We start from the raw sequence: 18075 nt of genomic DNA, 5'->3' as shown, positions 1-18075 counted from the left end.
ACCCGAAGAATATTCGCGTCCCATGGCAAACAGGTAAGACCCGCGGACATATATTGAGCTTTCACCTGTCACGCGACGGAATGACGCCACAATCCGCAACGCCCATTTCGGCCATCTCCTGGCAGTGCACGGCGTTCCAGGACCTGACTCCCGACGATCTCTATGCCGCGATGCAGCTCAGGCAGCGAGTGTTCGTCGTCGAGCAGACCTGCCCTTACATGGATGCCGACGGGTCCGACCAGAAGGCGACTCATCTCTTCGGCTGGGTGACGGAGGACAGGAGGCGGCGGCTGATCGCGTACGCGCGGCTCTTCCCGCCGCGCGTGAAGTACGCGGAAGCGTCGATCGGGCGGGTGGTGACGCATCCCGACGTTCGCGGGGCGGGCGCCGGCCAGGCGTTGATGCGCGAGGCGATCGGGCGAATCGAGTCCGAAGGCTGGGGAAAGGAGATCCGCATCGCGGCCCAGATGTATCTGGAGCGGTTCTACGAGGGGCTCGGTTTCCAGCGCGTCACCGAGCCGTACACCGAAGACGACATCTGGCACGTGGACATGCGGCGTGGATGATCGTCCGCTCACGCTGAAGGAGCGCTTTCTCGCCGGATCCACGTTCGCCGAGCTCTTGGCGAGACCGAAAGAAAACTCCGAAATGTGGAATGCGGTCTTCAAGCGCGCGTTGCTGACCCCGGAAGCCGAAGATCGGGCGAAGGCGGTGCGTCCGCGCTGGCATCTCCTCGTTCTGAATGAAGACTGGTGCGGTGACTCGGTAAACATCCTGCCGTATGTAGCCAGGCTCGAGGAAGCGGCGCCGAACATCGAGTTGCGCCTCCTCGGCAGAGACAGCAATCGTGACCTGATGGATGCCCATCTGACACGCGGGTCGAGGTCCATTCCGGTGGTGATCGTCTACGATGACGATTTCGCCGAGAAGGGCTGGTGGGGGCCGCGGCCGGGCCCGCTGCAGGAGTGGGTGGTGACTGAGGGTCTCGCGCTCCCGAAGCCCGAACGATATCCTCTGATTCGCGCCTGGTATGCGCGTGACAGGGGCAAGACGATTATGTCGGAGATTCTGTCCATCATCGAGGACGCGGGTGGCTGAAATGCGGAAACGGCTGACGGAATTGTTTGCGTACATGGATGAGACGCGCGCCGCGCTCATCGCGACCGCAGGTGACATCAATCCTGCCGTGGCGATGATTCGTCCGCGTGGCGCGTGCTGGTCGGCGGCAGAAGTCGTGGCCCATCTGGCGATCGTGGAGCAGATCGTCGCCAGGATGGTCTCGAGCGCCATCGCGAAGGCGCGTGAAGAAGGGATCGGTGGCGACGAGTCCGACGATTCGATCATGTCGAGCCTCGACAGGTTCAGGGTGACCGAGGTCGTGAAGAAGATCACGGCGCCACCGACGACCACGCCGGATGACAACACGCCCGTTCCCGAGTCGCTCACGGTGATGACCGTGGCGCGGGCGCGGCTTCGCGATACGCTTTCGGCGGCTTCAGAACTGGATCTCAAGTCCATCAAGCGGCCCAATCCGTTGCTGGGCGAGCTCGACATGTATCAGTGGGGATTGTTCGTGGCGCAGCACGAGGAGCGGCATCGCCGGCAGATCGAGCGCACCCTCAGCGAAGTGACCGAGCTTGCGGCCGAATCGGCGCCGATGGTGTAGAAGTTGGCAACCGTGGCCGGATTGGGCGCGGTTGATGCAATTTCCGCTACGGACGATAATTTATTTCCGGGTCCGGGTCACCCGGCGGCCGGAACTGCCCGTTACACCGTTCAAGGGATGATGTGACCGTTAACACGGCTGACGCCGCAATGCTCTCCAGGATCGAGGTCCTGGCGGATCTCGAGCCGTTTGTTGCCGAGCTCATGGCCCAGCACGAGGCCAAGCGGGTACTGTGGTTTCCGAGCGAGATCCTGGATCCGGCGCCGGATACGGATCCCGATCGTCACATCCGCGAGCTGAGGAAGCGAGCGGAGGGGATCAGCCCGCCCGCGCGCGTCGCGCTCGCGCTGAATCTTCTGACGGAGGAGGGGCTGCCACACTTCCACCGCATTCTGGCGGTCTATCTCGGCAACGAGAGCCACTGGCGCCACTGGACCAATCTGTGGACCGCGGAAGAAGACAGACACGGGCTGATCCTGCACGATTACACACGCGACGCGCAGGTCTTCGACCGGGTCGTAGTGGAGAAGATGCAGTTCGACTATCTGCGCGCCGGGTTCTCGCCGGACTGGGACAGGGACCCGTACCGCGTGTTCGTGTATACGTCGCTGCAGGAGCGGGCAACGCAGATCTCGCACGCTAACACGGGCAAGCTTGCGTCCGAGTACGAGCCGACGATCGGAGTGGTGCTGGCGAACGTGGCGAAGGAGGAGGCCCGGCATTTCGCGTTCTACCGTACGGTGTTCCGCGAGGTGTTGAAGCGTGATCCTAACCAGGCGCTGGAATCGGCGGCGAAGATCATGCCGGCGATAGAAATGCCGGGAGTCAGCATGCCGCACTTCCGCGAGCTGGCCGACGTGGTGCGCCGCGCCGGCATCTACGGACCGCGCGATTATCTGAAGATCGTCGAAGAGCAGATCAAGTTCTGGGCGATCGACACGCTCGAAGGGCTGAACGACACGGGGCGCAAGGCGCAGCAGAAGATCATGGAGATCCCCGCGCGGCTGGAACGGATCGCGGGCGTGATCGAGCAGAAGACCAAGCGCAAGACATTCTCGTTCGACGTCGCGTTCAGGCGCGAGTTCGTGATGGACTGAGGCGCGCTCGGCGTCACCCCCGTTAAGGCTGAAACCCAGAACGTCGGAATCGCGACGACGTCATTGGAGGCCCGCGCGGAAATGCTCGTCGCGGAATTTGACCGCTCGATGCTTCCCCCCCGCGCGACCGCGCGGATACCACGTGGAGTCGAAGACACGCACCACGACGCTATGACCCTGCCAAACCGATTTCAGCCGCGACGGACTGCATCGCGCTGATCACGAAGGAAATGTGCTCGTCAAGGTCCACGCCGAGATCGGCGGCACCGTTGATCACGTCGTCGCGGCTCACGCCCCGGGCGAAGGCCTTGTCCTTCATCTTCTTGCGCACCGACTTCGCTTCGACCTCCAGCACGCTCCGGCTCGGACGCACCAGCGCCGTCGCCGTGATCAGGCCGGTCAGCTCGTCCACGGCGAAAAGAGTCTTCGCCATTCTCGTTTCGCGCGCGACGCCGCTGTAGTTCGCGTGTCCCAGGATCGCTTCGAGGATGTCTTCGGGAAAGCCGTGGCTTCTCAGTATCCGTACCCCCTCGGCGGGGTGCTCCTCGGTCGGCGAATGGGCTTCGTTGGGGAACCGCTCGTAGTCGAAGTCGTGCACGAGACCGGTGATTGCCCAGCGTTCGGGATCCTCTCCGAAATGCGCGGCGTAGGCGCGCATGGCGGCTTCCACCGACAGCATGTGCTTGCGCAGCGAATCGCTCGCCGTGTACTCGTGTACGATTGCGAGCGCCTCCTCGCGTGACGGGACCGTATCAGTCAACGGATTCTCGGGAGTAGAGGTGGTGCTGCCGTGCGGGAATGGGCCACCAGGGATCCTTAGCATTTTTTCAGCCCGGGTGTCAGCGTGAATACAATATCGGCGGCGAGCTGAACCGCCATGAGTGCGACGGGGATCGCCATCATCGCCCTCGTTCCACGCCGGTCTTCGGGGAAGGACCTCCGGTAAAGAAGCCACCCCGCCACGATCACGACGGATTCGACAGCGAAGTCCATCATTGGCCGACCGTAGAGCTCGAGCCCGATCATCGGCCCGCCGGGCCAGGTGGGCTTGATCCCGGTGAGATAATCGCCGCCGGCATGCGACAGAACGACAGCCAGGACGAGCATCGCTCCCGCAGTGTCGCGCTCCCTGGCGTAGAATGCGAGCGCGATCGCGGCCGCGAGGATTGCCACGGCGGGGAGAGAATGGGACAACATGCCCGGCACAGAGGGGCGCACGCCGGCGATACAGAGTGTGGCGTCGCTCCAGTCGGGCAGCTGGCTGGCGAGAACGAGAAGCCAGAGCGGAATCGTTCTCCTGATTCCATTCGCGCCAAGTGCGACACCGATGTGGCCCGCGTACACTACTTTCGCGCCCTGCGGTCGAGTAGGAGCGTCAGCACGGCGATGCCGAGCGTCACGAGTACGAGCCGGATCGAATCGATCATGAGAGGCGAGATTGCGTCGTCGCGGGGCTGAAGCGAATGGAGGATGGTTCGCTTAACTTAGCCCTGCCTATGACCAACGTCACCCATCTCGAGTGCGCCGCGTGCGCAACCCGGTACGAGCCTGCCCGGCTGTACAACGTCTGCGAGAAGTGCGGGAAACCGCTGCTCGTCCGCTATGACCTGGAGGAAGCCCAGCGCTCGCTGACGCGCAACTCGCTCAGGACCCGACGCAGCGACATGTGGCGCTACCGCGAAGTGATGCCGGTCGCCTCCGACGCGAACATCGTCTCGCTTGGAGAAGGCTGGACTCCGATGCTTCACGCGGTGCGGCTGGGCAGCGCGCTCGGCATGAACGAGCTGTACATCAAGGACGAGTCGCTGAATCCGACGCAGAGCTTCAAGGCGCGCGGTATGTCCGCCGCGGTGTCCATGGCGAAGGAGCTTGGCGTGACGAAGGTGGCCGCTCCATCCGCGGGAAACGCGGGCGGTGCGCTGGCCGCGTACGCCGCAAGGGCCGGAATGGAGGCGCACATCTTCATGCCCCGCGACACTCCGCGGGCCAACGTCGTGGAATGCGAGCAGGTCGGTGCGCACGTTACGCTGGTGGATGGACTCATCACGGATTGCGGCGCGGAAGTGGCGAAGCGCAAGGATGCAGAAGGCTGGTTCGATATGTCCACTCTCAAGGAGCCATATCGCGTCGAAGGAAAGAAGACACTCGGCTACGAGCTCGCGGAGTTCTTCGACTGGACACTGCCCGACGTGATCGTCTATCCGACAGGAGGAGGCACCGGCCTCATCGGGATGTGGAAGGCGTTCGACGAGATGGAAGAGATGGGTTGGATAAGCGCCGACCGTCCCCGCATGATCACGGTCCAGTCCGAAGGCTGCGCGCCGATCGTGAAGGCGTTCGAGGCCGGAGAGCGATTCGCCCCGATGTTCCCGGATGCCAGGACCGTGGCGTCCGGACTGCGGGTGCCGAAGGCGATCGGGGATTTCCTCATTCTCGACGCGATTCGTGAATCGCAGGGCGCGGCAGTCGCGGTGAGCGACGCGGAACTGATCGCGGCGGTGCGGGAGATCGGAGCCGCCGAAGGATTGTTCGTCGCCCCCGAGGGAGGCGCGTGCCTGCCGGCGCTGCGAAAGCTTCTCGGCGCGAATAAGGTCGGTGTGGACGAGCGCGTGGTGCTGTTCAACACCGGCGCCGGCATCAAGTACCTCGAAGCGCTTGGCTGAGGCCGCGGGTCCGCCTCAGCTCGTCGCTACCGCTGGGCGCGAATCGAGATTCCCACGTACGCGTTGCGCCCCGCCGCGGGCTCGTAATTCCTCCCGCGCGCGGCATGCCGTCACGCAGGACGCGCACGCCGCGCACGCCGAACGCCGATCGCGCGCCGAATCCTCTGATCGAGATTCGCGGATCCTGAGCCGGATTGTTGCGATTGACAGCCAGGAGTCCCGGGACGAGCGTCAGCGATTCGTCAATCGAAGTGTGACGCTGCCCCGGGCGCGAGCTGTCGGGACGGACGACGGAGAGCGCGAAGGGAGAGGTGAGCACGGAACGCCCCGGCCCTCGATCCACGGTGACCACGACCGTGTCGAGACGGACAGGCGCCGTCTCCTGCGCCATCGCCGTGACGGAGAATGTTGACACGACAGCACCCGCGCAGCACGCAAGGAGGCCCACGTTCATAGGGACGGAGAAGTCAGCGGATACCGAGCTGCTTGTGGGTCTGAAGGCTCAGCCGCCAACGCGGATGCCGCATGCAGTACTCGATCGCGAGGCGCGTGTTCTCGGCGACGGCCGGGCCGTCCATCGGCTGGAGGAAGAAATGATCGAAGTCGAGCGCCTCGAACTCCTCGGGCATCGCGGCGGGCTGCGGAAAGACGAGCTTCAGCTCGTCGCCGGTATTCTGCACGAGAGACGCGCCGGCTTTCGGGCTCACGCAGATCCAGTCAATGCCGCGCGGCGCGTGCATTGTTCCGTTCGTCTCGATGGCAATCGTGAAGCCGGCGTTGTGTACCGCGGCGATGAACGGCTCGTCCATCTGCAGAAGCGGTTCGCCCCCGGTGCACACGACGAGCCGCGCGACCGGCATGTCTTCGCCTCGCCACGCGTTGGCGATCGCAGCGGCAAGCGATTCCGGCGTGGTGAATCTCCCGCCGTCAGGGCCGACGCCGACGAAATCGGTGTCGCAGAAGTTGCACACTGCCCGCGAGCGATCCTCCTCGCGTCCCGTCCACAGATTGCATCCGCTGAACCGGCAGAAGACGGTGGCCTTCCCGGCGTTCGCGCCCTCGCCCTGGAGAGTGTAGAAAATCTCCTTCACCGTGTAGCTCACTTCTTCACCCCGTTTGCGCCTGCGTATCGCACAGGATCCACGGCGCCAGCCTCTTCGAAGCCGCGGAGGCGGAGCTGGCAGGCGTCGCAATGGCCGCACGCTTCGCCACTCGCCGACGGATCGTAGCAACTGGTGGTAAGCGAATAATCCACGCCAAGCCGCAGCCCAAGCTCGATGATCTCCTTCTTCGACATGTCTATCAGCGGAGTGCGGATGCTGATCCACGGCACGCCGTCCTCCGCCTCAACTCCGGCGCGCGTCGCGAGGCGTGCCATCCGCTCGAACGCCTCGATGAACTCGGGGCGGCAGTCGGGGTAGCCACTGTAGTCCAGCGCGTTGACTCCGATGAATATGTCGGCTGCGCCGAGCACCTCGGCCCATGCCAGAGCGAACGAAAGAAAGATCGTGTTCCGCGCCGGCACGTAGGTGATGGGAATCTCGGCGACTCCGTCAATTGGCCGGTCCCTCGGGACGTCAATATCGGATGTCAGCGCGGATCCTCCGATGGCCCGAAGGTCTATCTCGGTGACGACGTGCTGGACTGCGCCATGGCGGGCGGCAATCTTTCGCGCTGCCATGATCTCGGCGGAGTGACGCTGGCCGTAACGGAAGCTGAGAGCATGCACCGCGTAACCTTCGCTCGTGGCAAGCGCCAGGAGCGTCGTCGAATCGAGGCCGCCGCTAAGCAGGAGGACGGCTTTTTTCCGGTCCATGATCTTTAAGATAAACGTCAAAGGGAGAAGAGAAGTGAAACGTTCGGAAACACTGCGCACCATGTCGTTCATCGCCGCGGCAGCGGCAGTCACCGCGTGCGCCCAGCAGGTTGTGCGCAGCTCGCCCTCACCACGTGGGACTTCTCCGGGAATCACCGTTGGCGATCTCCGGACGCGCCTTTACACTTACGCCGACGACTCGATGATGGGTCGCGAGACGGGGACGATCGGAAACCAGAAAGCCACGACGTACATCGCCGCCGAAGTGGCGCGGATGGGGCTCGAGCCCGGTGGTGAGAACGGGACGTATTTCCAGGACATGCAGTCCACGTCAGCGCGTTTCGCGGGCGACGCCCCGCCGGGCACGGCGAGAAACGTAATCGCCATCCTGCGAGGGAGTGATCCAGTGCTCCGCAACGAATACGTCGCCATTGGAGCGCACAACGATCACATCGGCACCCGCACGACGGCAGTGGATCACGATTCGCTGCGCGCCTACAACATCGAGCTCACGCGGCTCGGCGCGCCGGTCTGGGACAGAAGCAAGCGCGCGCTCCGCGATTCGCTTCGCGCGGTGATCCACATCAACGTGGACAGTCTTCGCAGGATTCGTCCGACACGTCTCGACTCGATCAGCAACGGTGCCGACGACGATGGATCAGGCACTGTGACAGTGCTGGAGATCGCCGAGGCGCTTGCTTCCGCGCCGGTCAAGCCGAAGCGATCGGTCATCTTCGTATGGCACACGGGCGAGGAGAAGGGTCTGCTCGGGTCGAAGTGGTTCACCGACCATCCGACCGTTCCGCGGGATCAGATAGTCGCCCAGCTCAACATGGACATGGTGGGACGCGGAAGCGCCGCTGACATCGCCGGCGGCGGCCCCGACTATCTGCAGATCGTCGGCTCGCGCCGCGTGTCCACCGAGCTCGGCGACATCGTCGAGCAGGCGAACTCGGCGAGCCCGAGGCCGTTCAAATTCGATTACCAGTTCGATGCCAACGGGCACCCCGAGCGCATCTACTGCCGTAGCGACCACTACATGTATGCCCGGTACGGCATCCCGATCGCTTTCTTCACGACGGGCCTGCACCCGGACTACCATCAGTTAACGGACGAGCCGCAGTACATAGACTACGACCATATGACGCGTGTGGCCGACTTCGTCCGCGACATTGCCGTGCGCGTCGCGAACCTCGATCACCGTCCGAAGGTGGACAAGCCTGTCGGAGATCCGGCCGCCGCCTGTGTGCAGTAGACGTTCATCTCACCCGAGGGAGAGATTTCGGAATGGCTCAAGACAACGGGTAGCGGGTAGCGGGTAACGGGCAACGGGTAACGGGCAACGGGTAACGGTCAGTCAGGCGGCCGCGGTGCGAAGCTCGCCGACCAGTGACTTGAGCTGCCTGCTCCCGACCAGGAGCTGAGTCGATGCGCTCGTCATCTGCTCGCACGCGGCGCTCTGCTCCTCTGTTGACGCGCTAACCTGCATCGCTGCCGCGGCGTGACTCTCGGCGGTCTTCGCTACCAGAGTCAGGTTCTCCACCACGCCCTCGACGGCTCGTACGTTCTCCTCGGCGGCCGACGACACCGCGGCGGCGCTGTGCCTCGTCCGCTCAGCGGCGGCGACGATTGTCGCGAGTGCACCGCTCAGCTCGCGGGCGACGCGCTCGATCTCGACGACATGAGATGCGCTGCCTTCCATCGCGCGCGAAGTCGTCGTCACCCGCGTCGCCACCGCTTCTGTCAGGCGCACGACGTCGTCGGCGGCGGTCTGCGTCTGGTCGGCGAGCTTCGCGACTTCCGCGGCAACGACCGCGAAGCCGCGTCCGGCCGGGCCGGCGCGTGCCGCTTCGATTGATGCGTTCAGAGCCAGGAGGTTCGTCTGCTCGGCGATCCGACTGACCGAGACGACGAATCCATTGATCTCGGCCGCCGTCGCGGTGAGGCCGCTCACTTCCGCCGCCGCCTTCTGCACCACGTTCCTCACGTCGAGAAGAATCTGCAGCGCCCGTTCGACTTCCGACCGCTTCGATTCGGCCTCCGATTCGATCGCCCCCGCGAGGGCATGAACTTCGCCCGCTCCCGCGACCATTCCGTCGGCCCGGGCGCGAATGCCGTCGAGCGTGTCGTTTACGCTCTTCAGCTGCTGCACCTGCGACTCGGCGCCGAGAGAGACCTCGCCGACCGCCTCCGCGACCTGTCCGGCTGAATCGGCGATCTGCTTTGACGCCGATGCGAGATCGCCCGCGGAGCGCGCGACGTCATCGGCGGTATGAGCCGCGCCGGACACGACGCGCGACAGCGATTCACTGGCGTGGTTCATCGCGTCCGCGAGCATGCGGAATTCGCCGGGCATGCCCGGTGTCGGCGTCCGATTGAGCAGATTGCCACGGCTCAGCTGCAAGGCGTGACGAACGAGGGCCCGAAGCGGGCGCCCTATCTCCCGCGATGTGCGTATCACGATGATGAATGCGAGCAGCAGCGCGAAGCCGATCACCGAGATAAGAAGCGCCGAGCGCTTGATCGCGTGCTCGTTCAGCGCGTCCGAGGCGCGAATGAAGGCGAGATTGTTCGCCTTGTCTACGCGCTGGAGCTCCACCAGCAGCTGTCCGACGAGCCGCCGGGCGACCCGCGTCTGGTCCCGCGCCTCTTCGGTACGTCCGAGATCACTCAGACGATGCGCGATCGCGAAAGCGTTCTCCACTTCGGCGAGACGGCCGTCCACCGCGATCGTGTTGGCCACTTCGCCCGCCAGCTCCGTGCGCTGCGAGGTGAACGAGCGGTGAAGCTTGTGGGCTTCGAGGCCAAGACGGCGGAAATCCGCCTCCGATACCGGGTCGGCGTCGGAGAGATACGTTGTCGCCGCCTGCACTTCCTGCGTTATGACGTGCGAGAACCGCGCGGACTGTTGCGTGACGTCGTTGGCATGACGGAATGTCACGCCGACTTCATCGGAAAGATTGGAGATGGACGCCCAGCCCACGAATCCCGCCTGAAGAAGCAGGAGGATGAGGAGCGCGAATCCGAGCCCGAGCGTGCGGCGGATCGTCTGGGTCGGATTGAAGCGGCTGGTCATGGATGCGCCTGCGCTGGAGGAACAGGAACGACCGCCGCAATGCGGGAGCCGCTCGACGTGAGCGTCCCCGAGACCACCTGTGCGACATGGAATCCCATCCCTATGGGATCTCCGCTGCTATTGAAATAGATCGGTCCAGTCACCCCGTCGAACGCGTTGGCCGAGTTGAGGGACGCCAGATAGTCGCGTACGCCCGCCCGGTTCGCGCCTTTCTTCGCCAGGGCCTGGGCGATCAGCTGGGTCGCGTCGTAGGCGAGCGCGGCGAATGCGTCAGGTTTCGTCTGGTATTTCCCGCGGAAAGCCTTCACGAACCGCTGAACCTCGGGACTCGGGTCCTCGGCGTTGAACGACGTACCGACGTAGGCGCCGTTCGACGCCGCCGTGTCGGACACGATGCTCTGCCAACCGTCGCCGCCGATGAATACGGCCTCGAGCCCCTGCCGCCTCGCTTCACGGAGAAGACGCAGCGCAGACGTCTCGCGCCCGGCGACGAACACGATGCCGGGCCGGCGCATTTTCAGGTACGACACGAACGGCTCGGGATCCAGGTGCTCGCTGATCGGATCGAAGCTGATGATCGTGCCGCGGAAGGCGCGCCGGAACGCGTCAGCCAGACCGCGTCCATAGGAATCGTTCTCGTAGAGAACCGACGCCTGCTTCAGGTCGGCCGACGTACCGCCGATGCGCGATGCGAACCGCGCGAGAATGACGCCGTTGAGCGAATCGCTCGAGATGACGCGAAAGGTCCATTTCGACACCCCGGTGAGATCCGGCGAAGACGCCGTGGTCGCGACCGCGGTCAGCTGGCCGTCATAGATGTGGGCCGCGGCGAGCATCGCACCCGAGTTGACGTGGCCGATCACTGCAAGCACGCTCGGATCGGCGACGAACTCCTGTGCGATCGCCGCCGCCCGAGCACTGTTGGCCTCGTCGTCGCGGGGAACGACCTTGAGCGGTACGCCGTTGATCCCGCCGTTGCGGTTGATCTCATCTACCGCAAGATCGATCCCGCGGCGGCTCATGACGCCGTATCCCTCCTTCCAGGGACCCGCGGCGCCTACCGTATATGAGTTCGTGCCCTTGCTGCATCCCGCGACAAAGGCCAGACCGATGAAAAGTCCCGTGAGTCTCAAGTATTTCTCCGAAGGGGCGCGGTGCATCCCCACCCGTCAATTGGACGAGGGTGGCGGGGCGTGGTCACGGGCCGATGGCTTCTCAGTCGCTACTTCAACCCTTGCAGTCGAGGTTCGGCTCGCGGAGCTGGCAGTGCTCTCCGCAGCCGAGCCGGTACCGATTACGCGCGAACCAGCGGTAGAATCGCTCGACGATCGGCCGCGCGAATGGAATCGAGAAAATCCACGAGATGAGCGGTCCCTTCGGCAGGGTATCGAGGAGCCGCTCGAGTGCGGCCGCGCCCTGCCACGTCAATCCAGTTCCGTTCTCGACCACCTGCACCGATTCGAGAAAGGCGTGCGCCGGAATCCACTGAAAGCGTGCGTGAAGACCCGGCGTCTGTGAAGGAAGAATCTCCAGGTCGCCGCGCCTGTCCCATTTGGTGACCATCCGCACGAGTCTCCTGCATACGTTGCAGTGACCGTCGTACACCACCGTATAAGGGCGACCCGGCAAGCCGGAGCGGACCGCTTCCGGCGACCCTGAGTTCACACAGCGCTTCCGCTGCCAGAATCATTACCGGTGGGAGCCGGCTGCTGCTGTGTGAGGCAATGCAACGTGCCGAGTCCCCATACCAGATCCACGGCGTGTATTCCCACGACTTCGCGGCCAGAAAACTCGCGCGCGATCATCTCCAGCGCGACGCGGTCGTTCGGATCGTTGAATGTCGGAACGAGCACCACGTCGTTGGCGATGTAGAAATTCGCGTAGCTCGCCGGCAAGCGCTGACCTTCCATGATGACCGGCCGGGGGTAGGGCAGGCGGACGACCCGCAACGGACTGCGCTTCGCCGCGCTTTCCAGTCGCGACAGGTTATCAGCCGACTGGGGGTGATTGGCATCGGCAGGATCATCCTCGTACGCCAGCAGCACGACCCCCGGGGCAGCGAACCGCGCGATGTCATCTATATGACCGTGCGTGTCGTCACCGACGCATCCCTCGCCCAGCCAAATGGTATTGGTGATGCCGAGATACTCGGCGAACGCCGATTCGTAGTCCTGCCGCGTCATGCCGGGATTCCGGATCTGGACGTCGCTCAGCAGCCATTCCTCGGTCACTAGCAGCGATCCGGCGCCGTCCGTCTCGATGCCGCCACCCTCGATGACGAGCCACGAGCCGTCGTCGGGGCGCTTCGCCGTCACGCGCGGGAGGCCGGTGATCTTCTCCACCGCCTCGCCGACCCTCTCGTCGCGCGTGTAGTTGTGGTACTTGGCCCACCCGTTGAAGCGCCAGTTCACCATCTCTATCGCGCCGGTCTCGTTCCACACGAACGTCGGAGCCGAATCGCGTAGCCACACCCGGTCGTTCGGTACCAGATGCAGACGGTACCCGGCGGAGTCCACGGCGTGAGCATCGAGCGCCACTCTTGCCGCGTTTCGGACGGATTCGTCATGACAGAGAATCTCGACGCGCTCGTGCGTGTGCAGCGCACGAACTATTTCCGCGTACACCCACGGAATCGCACCCAGCTTGCCGGGCCAGTCCGGCTCGTCGTGCGGCCACGCGATCCACGTGGCATCATGGCGCTCCCATTCCGCCGGCATGATGCGACTTCCGGCAGGATGTGACGATGTCACGACAGCCCACGGTGCCACCGCGGGCTTCGCGGCTGTCATCCGATGTACCTGTTGAGAATCGGGCCGTAGGCGTCTATCCGCCGATCCCGCAGGAACGGCCAGTTGCGACGCGTATCCTCGATCAGCCTGCGGTCGCACTCGGCGACCAGAACCGCCGGCTCCGTACCCGCTTCGGTGAGAATGCGCCCGAACGGATCGGAGATGAACGAATGACCGAAGAACTCAATGCCGTCCGTCCCTTCCTCGTCCTCGTGGCCGACACGGTTCGGAGACGCGACGAACACGCCGTTGGCGATTGCGTGCGCGCGCTGCGCCGTCCGCCATGCATCCACCTGCGCCTTGCCGAACTCCGCCTTCTCCGAGGGATGCCACCCGATCGCCGTCGGATAGAAAAGAATCTCGGCGCCGAGCAGGGCGTTGATGCGCGCCGCCTCCGGATACCATTGATCCCAGCAGATCAGCACGCCGATCTTCGCGTAGCGGGTGTTCCACACGCAGAACCCGCTCGCCCCTTTGTGCGCGCCATCGTACGAGACGTTCGAGTCGCCGGGGGTGAAGTAGTACTTCTCGTAGAACAGCGGATCGTCGGGGATGTGCATCTTGCGATACACGCCGAGCATGGATCCGTCGGCGTCGACAATCGCGGCTGAATTGCGATACACACCTGCGGCCTGCCGCTCGAAGACCGGAACGATCAGAACAACCTCGAGCTCCTGCGCGACCTTCTGCATCCGCTCCACCGCTGGGCCCGGAATCGGCTCGGCGAGGTCGAAGCGCTCGGACTTCTGCGCCTTGCAGAAATAGGGGGCGTTGAAGAGTTCCTGGAGGCAGATGATCTGTACTCCGCGCGAGGCCGCCTCGCGCACCCGCTCGACGGCGCGCTCGACATTTGCGTTCGCGTCGGAGGTCACGGACTCCTGGATCAATCCGACGGTGACTGTCGTATTCATGGCTTCTGAAAGCTGGTACGTTTACCCCGATTTCGAAACCTTCCACCAGACTTGCGATCCGATTGAAGGTTCTCCCGAAAAAACGGCCTGCGGAGATTCTGCTCCGCGGAAGCGACAGGCGTACGAAGACTCGCGAGGATGCGGCCAGTAAGGGCTTCTGGCAGACGTCTCAGGAAGTGGAGGAGGAGAAGCTCATCGGAAGGCGGCGCGTGGTGGATCGGATCGGCGCGTCGAAGTTCGAGATCCAGCGAAGAAAGCTGGACGTAGGGATTGGCACGTTCGCATCGAATGTCGCGATGTATTTTATCATTCTCACCACATCACTCACGCCGCATTCGCGTGGGTTGACCCACTTTCGGCGGCCACTTTAGCGATGTTCATCGCGATATTCGGACTCTTTGTGTTTCAGTAGCCATCAACATCCTCGACCAATTGCCATGACCGAAGACGACCTCAACCAAGACACGATTCTGCCGGAGATGCTGAGGACGCAGCATGGAAGCCCGCTGCCGGCGGGATACGACCGGCGTACCCGGCGTAGCAGCCGCATTCACACCACCTTTCGCGCCATCAAGGCGCAACACTCCGGCGAGCACACACGGATGCAGGTCGCTGCGGACTGGCTGACGCGCCTCGCGAGCTCGACCGGTTTTTTCGTCGCTCACGCGGTCGCGTTTACAACCTGGCTTGTCTGGAACAGCAAATTCACGGCTCTTCCGAAGTTCGATCCGTTCCCGTACGGACTTCTGACGATGATCGTCTCACTCGAGGCCATCTTCCTGTCCATTTTCGTGCTCATGAGCCAGAGCAGGGAGTCGGCGATTGGCGAGTTGAGGGAAGAGCTGGCTCTTCAGATAAATCTCCGCATCGAGGAAGAGGTCACCAAGACACTGCATCTCATTGCGGGGCTGTACACCCGGCTGGGCCATACCGTGGGGAACGATCCCGAATTGAGGGACATGCTGCAGCCTCTCGATCCGGTGCGCATGCAGCGCGAAGTCACCGAGCAGATACACGATGCGATTCCGCGGCTCCGCTTCACCAGGAAGAAGACGGAGATGGCCGGGTAGTCAGCCGACGAGCTGCCGCAGCACGTAAGGAAGGATGCCCCCGTGCCTGAAGTAGCTCATCTCTTCCGGCGTATCTATTCTCGATACCGCCTGGAATACCCTCACCGCGCCATCGTCGCCCGTCGCGCGCACGGTCAGAGTCGCGCGCGGCTTCATCTCGTCGGACATGCCGACGATGTCGAACGTCTCGAAGCCGGTGAGCCCGAGCGTTTGCCGCGTCTGCCCGTTGATGAGCTCGAGCGGCAGCACTCCCATCCCCACCAGGTTCGACCGGTGAATGCGCTCGAACGACTCGGCGATCACCGCTCTCACGCCGAGCAGCAGTGTACCCTTCGCCGCCCAATCGCGCGACGATCCGGTGCCGTATTCCTTTCCGGCGATGATCACCAGCGGCACGTCCTGCCGCTGATATTCCATGGACGCGTCGTAGATCGTCACGGCGTCACCGCCGTGCGACACCGCCGTCCAGCCGCCCTCCGTCCCTGGGGCGAGCTCGTTCCGCAGCCGGATGTTGGCGAATGTTCCGCGCATCATCACTTCGTGGTTGCCTCGGCGCGCGCCGTACGAGTTGAAGTCGGTCGTCTTCACTCCATGCGCGATCAGCCACTTGCCCGCGGGGCTCGCCGCCGGAATCGAGCCCGCCGGTGAGATGTGATCCGTGGTGATGGAGTCGCCGAGCATCGCCAGCGCACGCGCCTCGTGAATCGGGTGCACACCGGGAGGCGTCAGCGTCATTCCGTCGAAGAACGGCGGATTCTTCACGTAGGTCGAGTCCTGATCCCACGCGTAGAGATCGCCTTCCGGGACCGGCAGCGAGCGCCAGTTGTCGTCGCCATCGAACACGTTCGCGTACTGCGTCTTGAACATGTCCGCCTTGACCGAGCGCAGGATCTCGTCCTCGACTTCCTTCGGAGCCGGCCAGATGTCGCGCAGGAATACCGGCCCGTCCTTGCCGACACCAAGCGGCTCGGTGTTGAAGTCAATGTCCATCCGCCCGGCGAGCGCGTACGCAACGACGAGCGGCGGCGACGCCAGGTAGTTGAACCGCGTGAGAGGATTGATGCGCCCCTCGAAGTTGCGGTTGCCCGAGAGCACCGCCACCACGACGAGCTTGTTTGCTTCGACCGCGTCCGCGACCGGCTGCGGCAGCGGACCGGAGTTGCCGATGCACGTCGTGCATCCGTAACCGACGACGTTGAACCGCAGCTTCTGGAGCGGTTCGAGAACGCCCGCCGCCGTGAAGTAGTCGGTCACCACCTTGGATCCCGGGGCGAGACTTGTCTTCACCCACGGCTTCGTGCTCAGTCCCTTCGCGACCGCGTTCCGCGCGAGCAGACCCGCCGCGAGCATCACGCTCGGGTTCGACGTGTTGGTGCAGCTCGTTATCGCGGCGATCACGACCGAGCCATGGCGCAGACCGAACTTCTCGCCGTTCATCTCCACCGGCACAGCGGTGTCCGCCCCCGCCTGCTCGTCGTGACTCGTGGCGACAACACTGGGCGAGAGCTGAGGTGATGCCGACACCGACATTGCCTGCTTCGCCGCGGCGACTCCTGCCAGCGTGCCGGTTTTCTGCAGATCGCCCGCCAGCGCTTCGCGGAAGAGCTGCTTCGAAAGCTTGAGTGGTACGCGATCCTGCGGCCGCTTCGGCCCCGCGAGACTCGGCTCGATGGTCGCAAGATCGAGATCCAGCGTGTCACTGAAAACGGGATCGGGCGTGTCGTCGGTGCGATACAGGCCCTGAAGCTTTGCATATGCCTCGACGAGCTGAACCTGCGCCTCGTCGCGTCCCGTGAAGCGAAGGTAGTTGACCGTCTCCGCATCGATCGGGAAGAAGCCCATGGTCGCGCCGTACTCCGGCGCCATGTTGGCGATCGTCGCGCGGTCAGCCAGCGAGAGGGACGAGAGTCCCGCTCCGTAGAACTCGACGAACTTGCCGACGACCTTCTTCTGCCTGAGGAGCTGCGTGACCGTGAGCACGAGATCCGTGGCGGTGGCGCCGGGCGGAAGCTTGCCATACAGCTTGAATCCCACGACTTCGGGAATCAGCATGGATACCGGCTGTCCCAGCATCGCCGCTTCCGCTTCGATTCCGCCGACGCCCCAGCCGAGTACGCCAAGGCCGTTGATCATCGTGGTGTGCGAGTCCGTGCCGACGAGCGAGTCGGGATAAGCCGTCGTTTCCCCATTGGCGTCGTGAACGAAGACAGCTTGCGCGAGATACTCGAGATTGATCTGGTGCACGATGCCGGTATCGGGCGGAACGACGCGGAAATTCTGCAGCGCCTTCTGTCCCCAGCGGAGGAATGCGTAGCGCTCCTGGTTGCGATCGAACTCGAGATTTGCGTTGATCAGGAACGACGCCTCGGAGCCGTACTCGTCCACCTGCACCGAGTGGTCGATCACGAGATCCACGGGCTGAAGCGGATTGATCTTCTTCGGATCGCCGCCGAGCCGTGCCAGCGCGTCGCGCATCGCCGCGAGGTCCACCACGGCAGGAACGCCGGTGAAGTCCTGAAGGAGGACGCGGGCGGTTCTGAAGGCGATCTCATTCTCCGTCTTGCCCTTCACATCCCAGTTGGCGAGGCCTTCGATGTCCTCGCGCCTGACGAACTTGCCGTCCTCGTTACGGAGCAGGTTTTCGAGGAGAATCTTGAGACTGTAGGGGAGTCTGGCGGCCTTGCCGCCGGAGACCGATTCGAGCGAATCGAGGCGGTAGATGGTGTACTGGCGCCCCCCGGCCTCGAGCGTGGACCGGCTTCCGAAGGAATTCGGGTGTGTCATGGTGTCTTTCTCTGGAACAGGCCGCGCCGTGCGCTGGCCGGTTGCTCTGAGCCACTGGCGCCCTGGGTTTTGGCGGGCGTCAGGCTATTCTAAATGTAGCATATCGCGAGACGAACGCGTGTCGTGGTGGAATCCGGAGTAGTGGGTCAGTTTAGCCATGTCTCTGCACTTGCCACAAGACACGAAGCACACGGAGGAAAACG

Annotated in this window: 19 protein-coding genes; 8 read left to right on the top strand and 11 right to left on the bottom strand. The window is 63.8% G+C overall.

Annotation, left to right across the window (positions count from 1 at the left end; translation table 11 throughout):
- Positions 1-80: 80 nt before the first annotated feature.
- The 4 genes from Q7S20_12340 (at position 81) to Q7S20_12325 (ending at position 2763) form a co-directional block, all read left to right on the top strand.
- The gene (locus Q7S20_12340) at positions 81-566 is read left to right on the top strand and encodes a GNAT family N-acetyltransferase (GenBank protein ID MDO8502623.1); all 486 of its coding nucleotides are present in this window, start codon (positions 81-83) and stop codon (positions 564-566) included.
- Positions 559-1098, top strand: a complete 540-nt coding sequence (locus tag Q7S20_12335; protein MDO8502622.1) for a thioredoxin family protein — start codon at positions 559-561, stop codon at positions 1096-1098. The genes Q7S20_12340 and Q7S20_12335 overlap by 8 nt, the downstream gene beginning before the upstream one ends.
- Before the next feature lies 1 nt (position 1099).
- Positions 1100-1666, top strand: a complete 567-nt coding sequence (locus Q7S20_12330) for a DinB family protein (GenBank protein ID MDO8502621.1) — start codon at positions 1100-1102, stop codon at positions 1664-1666.
- Positions 1667-1788: 122 nt separating this feature from the next.
- A complete protein-coding gene (locus Q7S20_12325) occupies positions 1789-2763 on the top strand; it encodes an acyl-ACP desaturase (protein ID MDO8502620.1) in 975 nt (324 codons plus the stop codon).
- Positions 2764-2932: 169 nt separating this feature from the next.
- On the opposite strand, the gene Q7S20_12320 is transcribed toward Q7S20_12325, so the two are convergent.
- Positions 2933-3523: an HD domain-containing protein gene (locus Q7S20_12320; GenBank protein MDO8502619.1), complete on the bottom strand. Its 591-nt coding sequence runs from the start codon at positions 3521-3523 to the stop codon at positions 2933-2935.
- A gap of 56 nt (positions 3524-3579) precedes the next feature.
- Positions 3580-4107: a metal-dependent hydrolase gene (locus Q7S20_12315; protein MDO8502618.1), complete on the bottom strand. Its 528-nt coding sequence runs from the start codon at positions 4105-4107 to the stop codon at positions 3580-3582.
- 152 nt (positions 4108-4259) lie between these two features.
- On the opposite strand from Q7S20_12315, the gene Q7S20_12310 reads away from it, so the two are divergent.
- A complete protein-coding gene (locus tag Q7S20_12310) occupies positions 4260-5426 on the top strand; it encodes a threonine synthase (GenBank protein ID MDO8502617.1) in 1167 nt (388 codons plus the stop codon).
- Here Q7S20_12310 and Q7S20_12305 read toward each other — a convergent pair.
- From Q7S20_12305 to queC, 3 genes are read right to left on the bottom strand one after another with little or no spacing between them, the layout of a single operon-like run.
- Entirely contained in the window at positions 5401-5841 is a 441-nt protein-coding gene (locus Q7S20_12305) for a TonB-dependent receptor plug domain-containing protein (protein MDO8502616.1), read from the bottom strand. The genes Q7S20_12310 and Q7S20_12305 overlap by 26 nt on opposite strands.
- A gap of 52 nt (positions 5842-5893) precedes the next feature.
- Complete coding sequence (queE, locus tag Q7S20_12300) at positions 5894-6529, bottom strand: 7-carboxy-7-deazaguanine synthase (protein MDO8502615.1); 636 nt, start codon at positions 6527-6529, stop codon at positions 5894-5896.
- Positions 6526-7242 (bottom strand): 7-cyano-7-deazaguanine synthase QueC, encoded by a 717-nt coding sequence (gene queC / locus Q7S20_12295; protein ID MDO8502614.1) that lies wholly within the window; start codon positions 7240-7242, stop codon positions 6526-6528. The genes queE and queC overlap by 4 nt, the downstream gene beginning before the upstream one ends.
- Before the next feature lie 34 nt (positions 7243-7276).
- Here queC and Q7S20_12290 point away from each other — a divergent pair, with 34 nt between their 5' ends.
- Positions 7277-8497 carry a M20/M25/M40 family metallo-hydrolase gene (locus Q7S20_12290; protein MDO8502613.1) on the top strand — a complete coding sequence of 407 codons (1221 nt, stop codon included), beginning with the start codon at positions 7277-7279 and terminating at the stop codon, positions 8495-8497.
- 102 nt (positions 8498-8599) lie between these two features.
- Here Q7S20_12290 and Q7S20_12285 read toward each other — a convergent pair whose 3' ends face one another.
- From Q7S20_12285 to Q7S20_12265, 5 genes are all read right to left on the bottom strand, one after another.
- Positions 8600-10318 (bottom strand): methyl-accepting chemotaxis protein, encoded by a 1719-nt coding sequence (locus Q7S20_12285; protein ID MDO8502612.1) that lies wholly within the window; start codon positions 10316-10318, stop codon positions 8600-8602.
- On the bottom strand, positions 10315-11451 hold the full coding sequence (locus tag Q7S20_12280) for an ABC transporter substrate-binding protein (GenBank protein MDO8502611.1): 1137 nt from the start codon (positions 11449-11451) through the stop codon (positions 10315-10317). The genes Q7S20_12285 and Q7S20_12280 overlap by 4 nt, the downstream gene beginning before the upstream one ends.
- A 94-nt stretch (positions 11452-11545) precedes the next feature.
- A complete protein-coding gene (locus Q7S20_12275; protein ID MDO8502610.1) occupies positions 11546-11923 on the bottom strand; it encodes a DUF393 domain-containing protein in 378 nt (125 codons plus the stop codon).
- 56 nt (positions 11924-11979) lie between these two features.
- Positions 11980-13107 (bottom strand): agmatine deiminase family protein, encoded by a 1128-nt coding sequence (locus tag Q7S20_12270; protein ID MDO8502609.1) that lies wholly within the window; start codon positions 13105-13107, stop codon positions 11980-11982.
- On the bottom strand, positions 13104-14018 hold the full coding sequence (locus Q7S20_12265) for a carbon-nitrogen hydrolase (GenBank protein ID MDO8502608.1): 915 nt from the start codon (positions 14016-14018) through the stop codon (positions 13104-13106). The genes Q7S20_12270 and Q7S20_12265 overlap by 4 nt, the downstream gene beginning before the upstream one ends.
- A 62-nt stretch (positions 14019-14080) precedes the next feature.
- On the opposite strand from Q7S20_12265, the gene Q7S20_12260 reads away from it, so the two are divergent.
- Both Q7S20_12260 and Q7S20_12255 read left to right on the top strand, forming a co-directional pair.
- Complete coding sequence (locus Q7S20_12260; protein MDO8502607.1) at positions 14081-14389, top strand: hypothetical protein; 309 nt, start codon at positions 14081-14083, stop codon at positions 14387-14389.
- Positions 14390-14455: 66 nt separating this feature from the next.
- A complete protein-coding gene (locus Q7S20_12255; GenBank protein ID MDO8502606.1) occupies positions 14456-15088 on the top strand; it encodes a DUF1003 domain-containing protein in 633 nt (210 codons plus the stop codon).
- Here the strand turns inward: Q7S20_12255 and acnA are convergent, their stop codons facing one another.
- Complete coding sequence (gene acnA / locus Q7S20_12250) at positions 15089-17872, bottom strand: aconitate hydratase AcnA (GenBank protein ID MDO8502605.1); 2784 nt, start codon at positions 17870-17872, stop codon at positions 15089-15091. It lies immediately after the preceding gene.
- Positions 17873-18075 lie beyond the last annotated feature (203 nt).

It is taken from the genome of Gemmatimonadaceae bacterium, assembly GCA_030647905.1.
GTDB lineage: Bacteria > Gemmatimonadota > Gemmatimonadetes > Gemmatimonadales > Gemmatimonadaceae > UBA4720.
This window is presented reverse-complemented; position numbering and strand designations above follow the sequence as displayed.